The following is a 14,141-nucleotide window of genomic DNA, read 5'->3' on the forward strand; positions in this document are numbered from 1 at the left end:
CCGGTCCGGTCTCAGCCTGTCGGCTGCTCCATGCGGGTGCCGGCGCGGGCACGCACCGCTTCGACCGCCTCCCACTGCTCGGTGGACAGCGCCGCGAGCGCGGCGGGGAAGACCCCGTCCTGCTCCTTGAGGATGTGCAGGCGCAGCAGGTCGAGCGTCCGGATGAGCCGGTCCGGCCAGTCCGCGTCGCGCGGTGTGCCGGCCGCGGCCTCCGCCAGCACGGATTCGACGAGCCGGTGTTCCTCCTCCAGGGCCGCCATCTGCTCGGGGAAGTCGTCGGCGAGCGCGGGGAACAGGCCGTGCTCCTCGACTTCGGTGTGGGGTTCGAGCACCTCACCGATCCGGCGCGCCAGTCCGGCCATCCTGCCGGTGTCGCCTTGGCGGCGGGCGTCCCGGACGTGGCTGATCAGGCCGACCACCTCGTCGTGCTCACGGGTGAGTTCATCGATCGTGGTGAGCGACTGGCAGCCGCAGTACTCGCACATGGTGTGCCTCCGTCTCGGTGCAGTGCCGGGTCAGTGGGACCGGGCGGCCACGGGGACGCGGCGCTCGATCCCGCGGCGGACGCCGGTCAGCGTGTAGGCCAGTGCGGCCGCGGCCACCAGGGCCAGCAGCACCAGGCCCAGGGCGTAGGAGCCGTAGGCGCCGTGCAGGGCGCCCATGACCAGCGGGGGCAGGAAGCCGCCGAGTCCGCCGGCCGCGCCGACCACGCCGGTGACCGATCCGACCTTGTTCGTCGGGGAAAGCAGTGCCACCAGGGCGAAGACGGCGCCGCTGCCCGCTCCGAGAGCCGCGGCCATGACCAGGAAGGCGATGGTGCCGACGGGCGCGAGGGGCGGGGTGAAGGACTGCGCCAGCGCGCCGGCGACCACCAGGGCCAGGGAGCCGCTCAGTACCCGCACCGGGCCGATGCGGTCCGACAGCCAGCCGCCGACCGGCCGCATGGCCACGGCCAGCAGCACGAATCCCGCCATCCGGTTGGCCGCGTCGGCCTGGGTGAGGCTGTAGCCGGTCTTCAGGTAGGTGGGCAGGTACACCGAGAAGGCGACGTATCCGCCGAAGGCCACCGCGTACAGGGCGGACGCCTGCCAGGTCACGGCCAGCTTGACGGTGGCGCCCAGCCGCCGGGCCAGCGGCTCGGTCGGCACGGTGCGTCCGGGGGCGTCGCGCAGCACGACGGCCGAGACCGCCGCGTACACGGCCAGCACGACGGCGGTGATCAGGAACGGGTTGGCCATGCCGTTAGCGTCGACCAGCTTCACCGTGGTGAGGGCGCTGATCGCGGTGCCGCCCATGCCGGCTCCGAAGACGCCGATGGCCAGGCCCCGGCGCTCGGGCGGGAACCATGCGCTGACGAAGGGCACGCCGATGGCGAAGGCGGTGCCGCCGACCCCCAGGAAGAAGCCGCCGGCCAGCAGCGCGGCGAACGAGGAGTGCCCGGCCAGGCCCAGATAGAGCACAGGCAGGATGGTGGCCAGGGAAACCAGCGGGAACATCACCCGGCCGCCGAACCGGTCGGTGAGCGCGCCGACCGGGATGCGGCCCAGCGAGCCGACGATCACCGGTACGGCCACCAGCAGCGACTGCTGGAACGACGACAGTCCCAGGGAGTCCTGCAGCCGGGGGGCGAGAGGGCTGAGCAGCGCCCAGGCCCAGAAGTTCACGGCGAAACCGGCGGTGGCCAGGGCCAGCATCAGCCAGGCCCGGCCACTCACGGCCGCACCGGGTACCGGTGCTCGGTTCGAACTGCTCGACGGCTGGAGCATGCCGCCCGTCCTCCCTGTCGCGGTGCGGCCCGTCTCAGTCGGCGCCGCGGGTACCGGGCTGTGTTCCGGCCTCCCACGACCACTATCGGGCGCGCGGGGCCCTGACGCGCTGGGCCGTCAGTCCCCGTCGCCTGGGACCGGCGGTCCCGAATGCGAGGTCCGAACGGCATGCCCAGCGCGCCGGTCGGCCGGATGTGCCTCAGCCCGCGGGGTGAGCGTTCCCCTGGCCTCGGGGCCGTAACCGAAGCGGATCAGTACCTGGGGACTGCACCACCGGGCGGAGGGGGCCTTCATCGCCTCACGCAGGTCCGGCCATTCCATGGCCTGGTGGAGCAGCGAGGTCCGCACTCCGTGTGCGGTGGCCACCAGCAGCGCGCGTTCGAGCGCCTGGCCGGCCCGCAGCCAGTCACGCGGCCGGTCGCCGACGGTCCACAACAGGGCGACCTGGGCGTGCCGTTCGAATCGCAGCCGCGGCCGTCCGGGCACGGGCGGACGGCCCGCGAAGTCACGCATCGGCATCCGCCCGGCGGCGTCCAGCGGGCGGGCCGTGGTGAACGGGATGCCGTAGGGGCTCGATCCGGGCGGCGCGATCCAGGCGCGGCTCTCGGCCGTACGCGCCTTGTCCGCGACGTTGCGCAGTTCGGCCGCCGACGTCACACGCAGCAGCCGGCGCGTGTGGAGGATGTCCGGGACATGCAGATGCGCGCCCTCGGCCCGCGCGCCCGCGACCATCTCGGCGACGACCGGCTCGGGCACCGGACGGCCGGTGAACGGCATCCGGCTGGAGTGCCGCCGGGCCACGGCCGCGTACAGCGCGCTGAGGTCCGGCGGGCCGCCGGCCGGGACGGTCAGCCGCACGGTGGCGAGCAGGTCGGGATCGGACGGGTCCGCGAGCAGGTGCACAGCGGGCTGCCAGCCGAGGTGGGCCGCCGCGACCCGCAGGTTGAACACCGCCGAGCCGGCGGACAGGTACAGGGCGCGTCCGTCCGGGTCGGCCAGCGCCAGGGACCGGCCGCGGTCGGCGTGCACGGTGACCGACCGGGTGCCGAGGTCGAAGCCGAAACGCCAGGGCTGGGTGTTGTGGATCGACGGCGCCGCGACTGCCGCGGCCAGCAGCGTCTCCAGCGCGAGTGCGTTGATCTTGTCGGTGTGTGTCATGGCTCCCACTCCGTACGGGAACCTCCGGTGTGGAGGCTGGACTGCCCTGTACTCCCACTCTGCGCCCGCGGCCCGTCGCGTGACGAGGGCCACACGGCCCACCCCCGGCGCCGGGCGGACCCATGCCCGGTTCGCCGGATCACGGCGGAGAGCCGGCCGGCGGTGGCTGTCGGGCCGGGCTCCGGGACGGGGGCGGGACCTCGGCCGGGACGGGGACCGCGGCCCGGACCGGGACACGAACCCCGGGGCCGGGGCCGGGACCGGAGCCGGAGCCCGGACCGGGACACGAACCCTGGGGCCGGGACCGGAGCCGGAGCCCGGACCGGGACCGGAGCCGGAGCCGGAGCCGGAGCCCGGACCGGGACCGGAGCCGGAGCCGGAGCCCGGACCGGGACCGGAGCCGGAGCGGGACCGGGGGCGAGACCGGAGCCGGAGCGGGACCGGGGGCGAGACCGGAGCCGGAGCGGGACCGGGGGCGAGACCGGAGCCGGGGCGGGACCGGAGGTGAGAGCTGGGGGCGGGACCACGAGACGGAGGCCGGTGACGGCCGCCGCGTCATGCCCGGTGTCCCCACTCTGCGCCGCCGCTCCGGCGGCGCCCCCGCCGGGGACCGGCCACGACCTCACTGCGCGCCCTGATCCGTCCCTCCTCCCGCCGCCGCCCCCGCCGCTGACGCCCGGGGAGACGGAGCGACGGGCGTACCTGCTGCGGCTGTGGTCACTGATGCCGCAGTACCCGGACGCCGAACTCGCCGCCGCGCGGCAGGTGTTCACCGCCGCCGTCGAGACGATGGAGCCCTCGCCCGGCGCCGGGCATCTGGCCGAGTTCACCGCCTGGTTCGCCGCCCAGGAGCCGGACGCGCTCCAGCAGCACTGCGTCGAGCCCTTCGGCCTGCGCCGCCGGAGCAGCCCGTACCTCACCTACTACCTGCACGGCGACACCCGCCGCGGGGTGGTCCGCCGGTCGCCGGCGCGACGTGAACCAGGGCGCGGGGCAGCCGGGGCGGCCGGGCGCGGTCCGTACGCGGCCCGGAGGCAACGGACCAGCGGGCTCCGACGGGGACGGGGCGGCCGCCGGGATCAGCGGCCTTCGTGGCGCAGGCGGTCCCTGGCCTCGGTGGCGATCACGGCGGCCTGGACGCGGCGCTCCACCCCGAGCTTGGCCAGCAGCCTGGAGATGTGGTTCTTCACGGTCTTCTCGGCGAGGTACAGCCGCTGGCCGATCTGCCGGTTGGTCAGTCCTTCGCCGATCAGCGCGAGGATCTCCCGCTCGCGGTCGGTCAGCCCCGGCAGCGCGTCCGGCTCCTCTTCCTTCTGCTCTCCGCCGCGCAGCCGGGCCATCAGCTTGGTGGTGGCGCTCGGGTCGAGCAGCGACTGGCCCCGGGCCACCGTGCGGACCGCCGTCACCAGGTCGGAGCCGCGGATCTGCTTGAGCACGTAGCCCGAGGCGCCGGCCATGATCGAGTCCAGCAGGGCCTCCTCGTCGTCGAACGAGGTCAGCATCAGACAGGCCAGGTCGGGCATCCGCGAGCGCAGGTCGCGGCAGACACTGACGCCGTCCCCGTCGGGCAGCCGGACGTCGAGGACGGCGACCTGGGGGCGCAGGGCGGGGACACGGACGAGCGCCTGCTCGACGGTGGCGGCCTCACCGACCACGGTGATGTCCGGCTCGTCGTTCAGCAGGTCGTGCACCCCGCGCCGGACCACCTCGTGGTCGTCCAGCAGGAAGACCCGGATCGGGTTGTCGGGGCCGGGCTGCTCGCCGTCCGCCATCACATGCTCCTCGTTGTCCGCGTACACCGTTCCGGGACGATACTCGCCGGTCCAGGGCCTGATGGCCAGGGCCGGTCGGCCCTGTCTCCCCCGGCTCTGCCCCCGTGGGTACCCGCCCGGGGTACGCGCCGCCGCCCGGCGGTGACGCGAGAACCGCGGGCGGGGCGCGGTACCGGCGGCGGCGCGGCGCGGAATTCACAGCCAGCCGCGTCGCGCGACCTGCCAGGCGAGCTGCATCCGGGTCGCCGCCCCGGCCAGTTCCAGAATGCGCTGGCTACGGCGTTGCACCGTGCGGCGGCTCAGGCCCAGCCGGCTGGCGACCGCCTGGTCCGCCACCCGGCGACCAGCAGGGCCGGCAGTCGGCGGTCGGTGGCGGTGGCGGTGAGGGTGTCGGGCGTTCCGGTGCCGTCGGTGCCCGCGACGGCACCGCTGTCGTCCACGACCAGCGGGACGGCGTCCGCCCGGACCGCCCCGGCGCGTGCGGCGCTACGGCTTGCGGGCGATCGCCCCGTACATCGCGATGTCCTCGTCGCGGATGCCCTTCTCGCCGACGCCGTCCGGGTGCCACTTGTGCACCTGGACGATGCCGGGTTCGACCAGCTCCAGACCCTCGAAGAACTCGTGGGCCTCGTCGAGGGTGCGCAGCCGCATCGGCATGTTGCGGGCCGCGTACTCGCGGGCGACCCGTCCCACCTCCTCGGGGGCGAACTCCGCCGTGCCGATCGTCATCGCCAGGTAACTGCCCGCCGGCAACGGCTCCAGCAACCGGCGGACGATACCGACGGCGTCGTCCTCGTCCAGGACGAAGTGGACGATGGCGATGGCAGTCAGCGCCACCGGCCGGTCCAGGTCGAGGGTCTCCCGCAGCTCGGGGGCGTCCAGGATGCTCGCCGGGTCACGGAAGTCCGCCTCGATGTACGACGTCCTGCCCTCCGGCGTACTGGCCAGGAGTCCCTGGGAGAGGGTGAGCACGATGGGGTCGTTGTCGACGTAGACCACGCGTGCGTCGGGGGCCACCGACTGGGCGATCTCGTGCAGGTTGGGGGAGGTGGGGATGCCGGTGCCGATGTCCAGGAACTGGCGTATCCCGGCCTCCCCGACGAGCCGGCGGACCGCCCGGTTCATCCAGTCCCGGTTGGCGCGCATGTGGACCTGCATCGCGGGCCATTCCCGCGCCATGGCGTCCCCGGCCTCCTGGTCCGCGGGGTAGTAGTCCTTTCCGCCGAGTATGTAGTCGTAGATCCGCGCGGAATGCGCGTTCTCGGTGTCGATGCGGTCGGCCGGCCATCCGTTCTCGGGCACCTCGGTGCCTCCTTCGCACGTCGTGGGTCGGGGCGGCTGTCTCAGAGTTCCTGGCGGATCCGGCCGAGTACGGCCTCGGTTCTTCGGCTGGGCGTCGCCTGGGCGCCCAGCCGGTCGAGGGCCTCCCGGTACACCACGACGTCGTCGCGTTTGTCGAGATAGACGGCGCCGACCAGACCGCTGAGGTAGACGACATCGGGCAGTTCGCGTGCCCGGAACCGGAAGAGCTGGAAGGCGCCGGCCCGCATGGCCGGGTGCGGTCCGTTGGCGAACGGCATGATCTGCAGCGTCACCTGGGGCAGATGCTGGATCTCCATGAGGTGACGGAGCTGGGCGCGCATCACCTCCGCTCCGCCGACCGGCCGGCGCAGCACCGTCTCGTCCATCACCACCCACAGCCGCGGTGGCTCCTCACGCAGCAGCAGCTCCTGGCGGCGCATCCGCAGGTCGATCCGGCGCTCGGTGGCGTCGTCCGGGGCGTGCGGATTGTCGGCGCGCAGCAGGGCGCGGGCGTAGGCCTCGGTCTGCAACAGCCCGTGGACGAACTGGCTCTCGTAGGCGCGGATCTGGAGGGCCGCCTGCTCCAGGCTGAGATAGGCGGCGAACCAGTCCGGCATGACATCGCGGTAGGTGTGCCACCAGCCGCGCTTGTTGGCCTCGCGGACCGACTTCAGGAAGGTGTCGACCTCCTGCTGGTCGGTCACTCCGTAGATCTGGAGGAGCTTCTCGGCGTCGGCGAGTCTGAGCCGGGCGACCTTGGCGGCCTCCATCCGGCGGATGGTGGAGTGGCTGACACCGATGGCGGAACCCGCCTGTTCGTAGGTGAGGCCGGCCCGGGAGCGCAACTCCTCCAGCTGTCGGCCGAGGATCATGCGCAGCACGGACTGGGCACCGCCCCAGTCGGTCTCCGCGGCCACCCGCTCGCCCCCTCGCATTGGGTTGCTCCGACTCACCGTCTCATGCGGCCGGGCACCGCGTGCACGTTCGGTCGGGCGTTGCCGTAAGCAGCATGCCCGCAGCCGGATGCGATTTTCAACTTGCGTGTTGCGAGGGGCCGTTGGCGGGTGCCAAAGTGTTCGCAACGTCCCCGCGGCCCGCCCGGCGGCCGCGCGAAACCGGTCGGCCGACCCCGGCCGCGAGCTGACGGAACCCCCCGCGCGACGGCAGACGAAAGGCCCACGCAGATGGCTCGGCTCCCCTTGTCCATGCCGCTGCGGCACACCGGGAACAAGCTCTCCCCGAGACCGCCCGGAGGCGGGCGATCGGCTCCACTCCCCCAGCCGGACGGCCTCGGCCGTCCCGCCTCCGGGCTCCGCCCCGTACGCGAGACCCGCGCGTTCGACCTGCCCGCAACCCCGGCCGCCGTGCGCGTCGCCCGGAACGGTGTGCGTGAGCTGCTCACCGCGCGGGACGTCGGTGACGAAGTCTGCGACAACGCTGTCATGGTGACCTCGGAACTCCTCACCAACGCGCTCACCCACTCGGCCGGTGACCGCGTCGTGTGCCGTTTGCATCTGACGGCCGCCCTGATCCGCGTGGAGGTCGAGGACCAGGCCCGCGGTCCCGGACTGCCCGTGTTACGACGCCCGGGCCCCGACGCGCAGAACGGGCGCGGACTGCTCCTGGTCGACGCGCTGAGCAGCGCCTGGGCGGTCACCGGATGTCCGGGGCGGCCCGGGCGTACGGTGTGGGCCGAACTTCGCCGGGAGACGGCTCCGTCCGCCCCCGTACCGCCCGGCGCGGAGTGAGGGCGGGACCGCCCAGTGGACGGCCGCCCCGAGGCGCCGGCCGCCACCGCCGGGGGCGGGCCGCCGCGGGGCGGCGGGGCCCCTCAGCGGTGTGCCGGTCTCCGCGTCGTCGACTTGCCGCAGGCGCTCGGCCCGACGATGACCGTGAAGGAGTGGCCGGGGATGTCGAGGCCCAGGCCCGTGGCCACGGTCCGCCGGTCGTAGGAGAGGGGCAGGTCCTCGGCCCGGAGCCGGGCGGCGGGGGCGGGCGTTCCTGTCATACGCGGCTCTTCCGCGACTCGGAGACCAGCAGCCAGATGAGGTACAGCCCGCCGATGGTGCCGGTCGCCGCTCCCACCGGCAGGAGGGCGTCGGTGAACAGGCGCTGCACGGCCAGATCGCTCGCGGTGAGCAGGACGGCGCCCGTCAGTGCGGTGGGCACCAGGGCGGGTGTGGAGGACCGGGTGAGTCTGCGGGCCACCTGGGGGGCGGCCAGGGCGACGAACCAGATGGGGCCGGCGACTGCGGTGGCGAACGCGGCGAGGGCGACACAGACGATGAGCAGCAGGGTGCGGGTGCGGGCGACAGGGACACCGAGGGCGGTCGCCGTGAGGTCTCCCATCTCCACCATCGACAGCCGGCGGGAGAGGGCGAAGGCGAGGGGAAGGAGCACCGCGACGGCGAGAGCGATGGCGTTGGCCTGGGTCCAGCCGCGGTTGTTGAGGCTGCCCAGGAGCCATGCCTGGGCCTCCAGCGCCTCCTGGAAGGTGGCCCGGGTGATCAGGTAGGAGTTGACGGCCAGGAGGAACGCGCTCACCCCGATGCCGATCACCACCAGCCGGAACCCCTGCAGTCCCCGGCCGGTGATGAGCAGGCTGACGACGGCGGCCGTCGCGAGGCCCCCGGTCAGCGCGCCGACGGCGATCTGGGTCATGCCGCCGTGCAGCACGGTGATGACGGTCAGGGCGCCGACGGCCGACCCGTTGGTGAAGCCGATGACGTCGGGGCTGCCCAGCGCGTTGCCGGTGAGGCTCTGCAGGATCCCGCCGCTGACGGCGAGGGCGGCCCCGACGCACACCCCGGTGACCAGGCGCGGCAGACGCAGGGTGTTGACGATGAAGTCGGCGCCGGGCGGTCCGCCGCCGGTCAGCGCCCGGACCACCTCGGTGACGGAGAGTTCGAAGTCCCCGGTGGTCAGGCTGACGCCCATGACGGTCACCAGGACGGCGCAGAGCATCACGCCCACGGCCACGGACCGGCCCGGGACGCGCAGCGAGACACCTCCTCTCCCGGCCCGTACGACCAGCCCGCTGACGACCCGGGGCGCCTTCGCGTCCCCGGTGGCCGAGGGCTCGGCGAGTGCGGCGCCCTCGGCGGCGTCCGCCGGGCGGGCGGGGCTCACAGCATGACCAGCTTCCGGCGACGGCACAGTGCGACGAAGAGCGGCGCGCCCAGGAACGCGGTGACGATTCCCACCTGGATCTCGCCCGGTGCTCCGAGTACCCGGCCCAGTACGTCGGCGCCGATCAGCAGGAGGGGAGCGAGCAGCATCGAGTAGGCCATCACCCACCGCTGGTCGGGTCCGGCGAGAAACCGGGCCACATGCGGAACGGCGAGGCCGACGAAGCCGATCGGTCCGGCGGCGGCGGTGGCGGCACCGCACAGCAGCATCACGGCGACGGCTCCCAGCACGCGTGTACGGACCACGTGCACGCCGAGGGCGCGGCCCAGCTGGTCTCCCATCGCGAGGGCGTTGAGCGCGGGGGCGAGCCAGAGGGCGAGCAGCGCGCCGACGATGACGAACGGCGTGACGACCTCGAGGACCTCGAAGGTCCGGCCGGCCAGCGAGCCGGCGGTCCAGAACCGGAACTGGTCGAAGGCATGCGGACGCAGCAGCAGTACCGCCGAGTTGAAGGCGTACAGCACCGCCGTGACGGCCGCCCCCGCGACGACCAGACGGTCGGGGGTGGCCACGGCCCGTCCGGCGGAGCCCAGCAGGTACACCACCAGCGTCGCCACCACGGCCCCGAGGAGCGCGAACCACACCTGACCGAGGACGGATCCCACTCCGAGGAACGCGACGCACAGCACGACTCCGGTCGACGCGCCCAGGTTGACGCCGAGCAGTCCCGGGTCGGCGAGCGGGTTGCGGGTCATGGCCTGCATCAGCGCGCCGGACAGCCCGAGGGCCATACCGACAAGCAGCCCGAGGAGCGTACGGGGGATGCGGTAGTCGTGGACGATGACCGACGCCTCCGAGCCGTCGGGGTGGAAGAGCAGCGTCCACGTCGAGGTGAACGGGATGCCCCGCGTCCCGACCCACACACTCACCAGCCCGGCCACGAGGAGCGCGCCGAGCGCGAGGAGAAGTCCGAGGGCCCGCAGGGTGGCACTCCTGCGCCGCGCTCCGGGGACGGGCGGGGCCGGGCCCCGCTCCCCGGACACCGCCCGGGTCTCGATCGTCAACGACAACTCCCCCTGGCGGTGGTTCGCGGACATCGCGCGGGGTCCGGGCAGACGCACAGCGTCGCGAGTTCAGCTTAGGTGAGGCTAACCGAAGGTGAAGTGGGCGGTCAACGAGCCGCGGGGCAAAGGGGGTTGCTGGTGGCGCACACCACCGGCGCACCGGCGCGCCGTACCAGCGCCCTTTTATTCAGAGTAGCCTTACCTAACCATCTGACCATCGCGGAGGTGCCGTCCATGCCGGCTGGAGGACCGACCGGAGGACACGTCCTGCGTGAAGCGATCAGAGACCGGCGGCGCGGCGTCGTCACCGCCTCGCTCCTGGGCATGGGGCATCAGACGGGCGAGGCGCTGGTGCCCGTCGTCGTCGGTGTGATCATCGACGAGGCGGTGGCCAAGGGCTCGTCCGGCACACTGGTGCGGCTGCTGATCCTGCTCGCCGTCATCTTCCTCGTCCTGTCCACGTGTTACCGCGTGGGCGCCCGCATCACGGAGGCCGCCGGCGAACAGGCCACACACCAGCTGCGCCTCGATCTCGGCGCCCGGGTCCTCGACCCGCGCGGCGGCGCCGACACCGGCCGGCTGCCGGGCGCCCTGACCAGCATCGCCACCAACGACGCGCGCCGCGTGGGCGCCGCGGTGACCGCCCTGTCGTACGGTGCCTCGGCGATCGCGGCCCTCGCGGTCAGCTCGGTGGCACTGCTGCGGATCTCGGTGCCGCTCGGCCTGCTGGTACTGCTCGGCATTCCGCCTCTGCTGTGGCTGGGTCACCGCATCAGCGGACCGCTGGAACGGCGCAGCGAGACCGAGCAGGAGCGCGCCGCGCACGCCTCGGGTGTCGCCGCCGACCTGGTCATGGGCCTGCGGGTGCTCAAGGGGATGGGGGCCGAGCCGGCGGCCGTGTCCCGCTACCGGCGGACCAGTCAGGAGTCGCTGTCCGCGGCGCTGCGGGCGGCCCGCAGCCGGGCCGGCCACGAAGGCGCGGTCCTCGCCCTGACCGGCGTCTTCATCGCCCTCATCGCCCTGGTGGGCGCCTATCTGGCGATGCGCGGCGCCATCAGTGTCGGTGAGCTGGTGGCGGCGGTGGGGCTCGCGCAGTTCCTGCTGGGGCCCTTCCAGCTGCTCACCTACGTCAACGCCGAGCTGGCCCAGGGCCGCGCCTCGGCCCGCCGGATCGCGGAGGTGCTGGCGGCCCCCGCCGCCGTGGAACCGGGCGGGGCCGTGCTGCCCGAGCCGGTCGCCGGACGGCTTCGGCTGCGCGGTGTCACCCTCGGGGCACTGCGGGGTGTCGACCTCGACCTCGCCCCGGGCAGCCTCACCGGCGTGGTGACCTCGGATCCGGCCGCGGCCCACGACCTGCTGCGGTGTCTGGCCCGGGAGGCGGACCCCGCCGAGGGCGTGATCGAGCTCGACGGCGTGCCGCTGACCGGGCCGGCCCCCGACGACCTGCGCCGCGCCGTGCTGGTGGCCCCCCATGACGCGGACCTGTTCGAGACGAGTCTGCTGGACAACGTGCGCGGCGGAGCGGACATGGACGCGGCCGCGGTGGAGCCCGCGCTCACCGCCTCGGCGGCCGACGATGTCGCCCGGCTGCTGCCCGACGGCGTGGACACCGTCCTCGCCGAGCGCGGCCGGTCCCTCTCGGGCGGCCAGCGCCAGCGTGTCGCGCTCGCCCGGGCGCTCGCCGCCGACCGGCCGGTCCTCGTCCTGCACGACCCGACCACCGCGGTGGACACGGTCACCGAGTCGCGGATCGCCGCCCGGTTGCGGGAGGCGCGGCGAGGGCGCACCACGGTCCTCGTCACCACCAGCCCGGCGCTGCTGGCGGTGACCGACCGGGTGGTGGTCCTCGACGGCGGCACCGTGACCGCGACCGGCCGGCACGCCGAACTCGTCGCCGGCGACGCGGACTACCGAGCGGCGGTCCTCGCGTGACCGCCACGGGCAGCACACCCGCCGAGCCGGCCGACGCCCCACGGCCCGAGGAGACGATGAGCCGCACCGGCCCCCGCAACCGCCCCCTGCTGCCGACCGCGACCGGTGCGCAGACGCTGGCCGCCCTGCGTGCGATGCTGCGCGGCCACCGTCCCCTCGCCCTGGCGGCGGTCGGTGTGCTGATCACCGGGACCGGCATCGGCCTGCTGACGGCTCCCCTGCTGGGGCACGTCGTCGACCTGGTGGTGGAGCAGCGGGGCACGGACGCGCTGATGGTGCCGATGGTCCTGCTCGTCGCGGTCGCCGTGGCGCGCGGCGGCGCCACCGCGATCGGCAGCGCACTCGTCGCCCGGCTGGGCGAGACCGTACTGGCCGCCCTGCGCGAGCGGTTCGTCGAACGGGCGCTGGGGCTGCCGCTCGAACGGGTCGAGGAGGCCGGCTCGGGCGACCTGGTCTCCCGGGTGACCGGGGACGTCACCGTGATCGCCAAGTCGGTACGGCAGGCCCTCCCGGAGTTCTCCCGCTCCGCCTTCACCATCGTGCTGACCCTGGCCGGACTCGCCGTGCTGGACTGGCGGTTCCTGATCGCCGCGCTGTGGGCGGTACCCGTGCAGGTGATGGCCGTGCGCTGGTATCTGCGCCGGGCCGCGCCCGTGTACGCGGAGCACCGGGTGGCCACCGGCGCGCTCCAGCATCAGCTGCTGGACAGCGTGGGCGGTGTCCGCACCGTCCGCGCGTTCCGGCTGAGCGGGACGCATCTGGACCTCATGGAGCGGCGGTCCTCGGCGGCCCTCGTCCTGGCGCTGCGCGGCATCCACGTCGTGACCGGCTTCTTCTCCCGGCTCAACCTCGCCGAATACATCGGTATGGCCTCGGTCCTGGTCACCGGCTTCGTGCTGGTCGACAACGGATCGGTGAGCATCGGCACGGCGACCGCGGCCGCCCTGTACTTCCACAGCCTGTTCAACCCGGTCAACGCCGCGCTGTTCCTCCTCGACGACGTGCAGTCCGCCGGAGCGAGTCTCGCCCGCCTCGTCGGGGTGTCCGGCCTGGCCGCCCCGGCGGAGCCGGACGGCGCGGCGGTGCCGGTGGACGGCTCGGTCAAGGTCTCCTCGCTCCATCACGCGTACGTGCCCGGACAACCGGTGCTGCGGGACGTCTCCCTGGAGGTGAACAACGGCGAACGGGTGGCGCTGGTGGGCTCGAGCGGGGCGGGCAAGACGACGCTGGCCAAGCTGATCGCGGGCGTGCACCGGCCGTCGGGCGGGTCGGTGACGCTGGGCGGGGCGGACGCGCGTGAGCTGGGGCCGTCCGGGGTCCGCCGGGCGGTGATGCTCATCAGCCAGGAGGTCCACGTCTTCGCCGGCCCGCTGGCCGAGGATCTGCGGCTGGCCCGGCCGGAGGCCGGCGACGACGAGGTGCGGGCGGCCCTGGACCGGGTGGGCGCCCTGCCGTGGGCCGAGGCACTGCCCGACGGTCTGGACACCGTGGTCGGTGAGGGCGGGCACCGGCTCACGGTGACCCAGGCCCAGCATCTGGCCCTGGCCCGGCTGGTCCTGGCCGACCCGCCGATCGCCATCCTGGACGAGGCGACCGCCGACGCGGGCAGCGCGGGAGCGCGCGTGCTGGAGGCCGCCGCGCTGAAGGCCCTCGAAGGGCGTACGGGTCTCCTGGTGGCCCACCGGCTGCCGCAGGCGGCGGCCGCCGACCGGATCGTCGTCCTCGACGAGGGCCGGGTCGTCGAGACCGGCACCCATGAACAACTGGTCGCGGCGGGCGGCCGCTACGCCGAACTCTGGGCGGCCTGGTCCGACAGCCGCCCCGGTGCGGGCGGTCAGGCGGAGGGGGACAGGGCGTAGGGCCGTCCCCGACGGGCGGCCCCGGCGGCCCCCCGCCCAGGAAAGCACCCGGGGCACGGGCACCTCCCCCGCCGGGCCGACGGCGGCGCCACAGCCGCCCGCCGCCCGCCGCGGCGCGCACCCCTGACGGGTTCGCACCCGACCCTGGGCCACCGCCCA

General features: G+C 74.1%; 12 protein-coding genes and 2 pseudogenes. 3 read left to right on the forward strand and 11 right to left on the reverse strand.

The features are described from left to right. Positions 1 to 11: 11 nt before the first annotated feature. The 8 genes and pseudogenes from HTV45_RS01045 to HTV45_RS01080 form a co-directional block, all read right to left on the reverse strand. The gene (locus HTV45_RS01045; RefSeq protein WP_215203626.1) at positions 12 to 485 is read right to left on the reverse strand and encodes a hemerythrin domain-containing protein; all 474 of its coding nucleotides are present in this window, start codon (positions 483 to 485) and stop codon (positions 12 to 14) included. A 30-nt stretch (positions 486 to 515) separates the two neighbouring features. Beyond that, positions 516 to 1,766, reverse strand: coding sequence for an MFS transporter (locus HTV45_RS01050; protein ID WP_215203627.1), 1,251 nt, complete (start codon positions 1,764 to 1,766; stop codon positions 516 to 518). Between the two features lie 117 nt (positions 1,767 to 1,883). Beyond that, a complete protein-coding gene (locus tag HTV45_RS01055) occupies positions 1,884 to 2,924 on the reverse strand; it encodes a nitroreductase family protein (RefSeq protein WP_251690870.1) in 1,041 nt (346 codons plus the stop codon). A gap of 717 nt (positions 2,925 to 3,641) precedes the next feature. Continuing rightward, the gene (locus tag HTV45_RS01060; protein ID WP_215203628.1) at positions 3,642 to 3,857 is read right to left on the reverse strand and encodes a hypothetical protein; all 216 of its coding nucleotides are present in this window, start codon (positions 3,855 to 3,857) and stop codon (positions 3,642 to 3,644) included. A 146-nt stretch (positions 3,858 to 4,003) separates the two neighbouring features. Then, the gene (locus HTV45_RS01065) at positions 4,004 to 4,696 is read right to left on the reverse strand and encodes a response regulator transcription factor (RefSeq protein WP_215203759.1); all 693 of its coding nucleotides are present in this window, start codon (positions 4,694 to 4,696) and stop codon (positions 4,004 to 4,006) included. 195 nt (positions 4,697 to 4,891) lie between these two features. After that, positions 4,892 to 5,154 (reverse strand): annotated as a pseudogene (locus HTV45_RS01070) (TrmB family transcriptional regulator); the annotation flags it as partial. 28 nt (positions 5,155 to 5,182) lie between these two features. After that, positions 5,183 to 5,998: an SAM-dependent methyltransferase gene (locus tag HTV45_RS01075; RefSeq protein WP_215203629.1), complete on the reverse strand. Its 816-nt coding sequence runs from the start codon at positions 5,996 to 5,998 to the stop codon at positions 5,183 to 5,185. A 41-nt stretch (positions 5,999 to 6,039) separates the two neighbouring features. Then, on the reverse strand, positions 6,040 to 6,915 hold the full coding sequence (locus HTV45_RS01080; RefSeq protein WP_215203630.1) for a helix-turn-helix transcriptional regulator: 876 nt from the start codon (positions 6,913 to 6,915) through the stop codon (positions 6,040 to 6,042). Positions 6,916 to 7,182: 267 nt separating this feature from the next. Between HTV45_RS01080 and HTV45_RS01085 the strand changes: the two genes are divergently transcribed. Further along, on the forward strand, positions 7,183 to 7,746 hold the full coding sequence (locus tag HTV45_RS01085; protein ID WP_215203631.1) for an ATP-binding protein: 564 nt from the start codon (positions 7,183 to 7,185) through the stop codon (positions 7,744 to 7,746). A 107-nt stretch (positions 7,747 to 7,853) separates the two neighbouring features. Here HTV45_RS01085 and HTV45_RS01090 read toward each other — a convergent pair. From HTV45_RS01090 to HTV45_RS01100, 3 genes and pseudogenes are all read right to left on the reverse strand, one after another. Then, a pseudogene (locus HTV45_RS01090) lies at positions 7,854 to 8,006 on the reverse strand (ABC transporter ATP-binding protein); the annotation flags it as partial. After that, on the reverse strand, positions 8,003 to 9,127 hold the full coding sequence (locus HTV45_RS01095; protein ID WP_308308964.1) for an iron chelate uptake ABC transporter family permease subunit: 1,125 nt from the start codon (positions 9,125 to 9,127) through the stop codon (positions 8,003 to 8,005). The pseudogene HTV45_RS01090 and the gene HTV45_RS01095, both read right to left, overlap by 4 nt. Next, complete coding sequence (locus tag HTV45_RS01100) at positions 9,124 to 10,191, reverse strand: iron ABC transporter permease (protein ID WP_251690872.1); 1,068 nt, start codon at positions 10,189 to 10,191, stop codon at positions 9,124 to 9,126. The genes HTV45_RS01095 and HTV45_RS01100 overlap by 4 nt, the downstream gene beginning before the upstream one ends. Positions 10,192 to 10,425: 234 nt before the next feature. Here HTV45_RS01100 and HTV45_RS01105 point away from each other — a divergent pair, with 234 nt between their 5' ends. Both HTV45_RS01105 and HTV45_RS01110 read left to right on the forward strand, forming a co-directional pair. Next, on the forward strand, positions 10,426 to 12,123 hold the full coding sequence (locus HTV45_RS01105) for an ABC transporter ATP-binding protein (protein WP_215203633.1): 1,698 nt from the start codon (positions 10,426 to 10,428) through the stop codon (positions 12,121 to 12,123). Positions 12,124 to 12,179: 56 nt separating this feature from the next. After that, a complete protein-coding gene (locus HTV45_RS01110; protein ID WP_215203761.1) occupies positions 12,180 to 13,982 on the forward strand; it encodes an ABC transporter ATP-binding protein in 1,803 nt (600 codons plus the stop codon). Positions 13,983 to 14,141: the final 159 nt, after the last annotated feature.

Source organism: Streptomyces sp. CHD11, from assembly GCF_018638295.1.
In the GTDB taxonomy this organism is placed as follows: domain Bacteria; phylum Actinomycetota; class Actinomycetes; order Streptomycetales; family Streptomycetaceae; genus Streptomyces.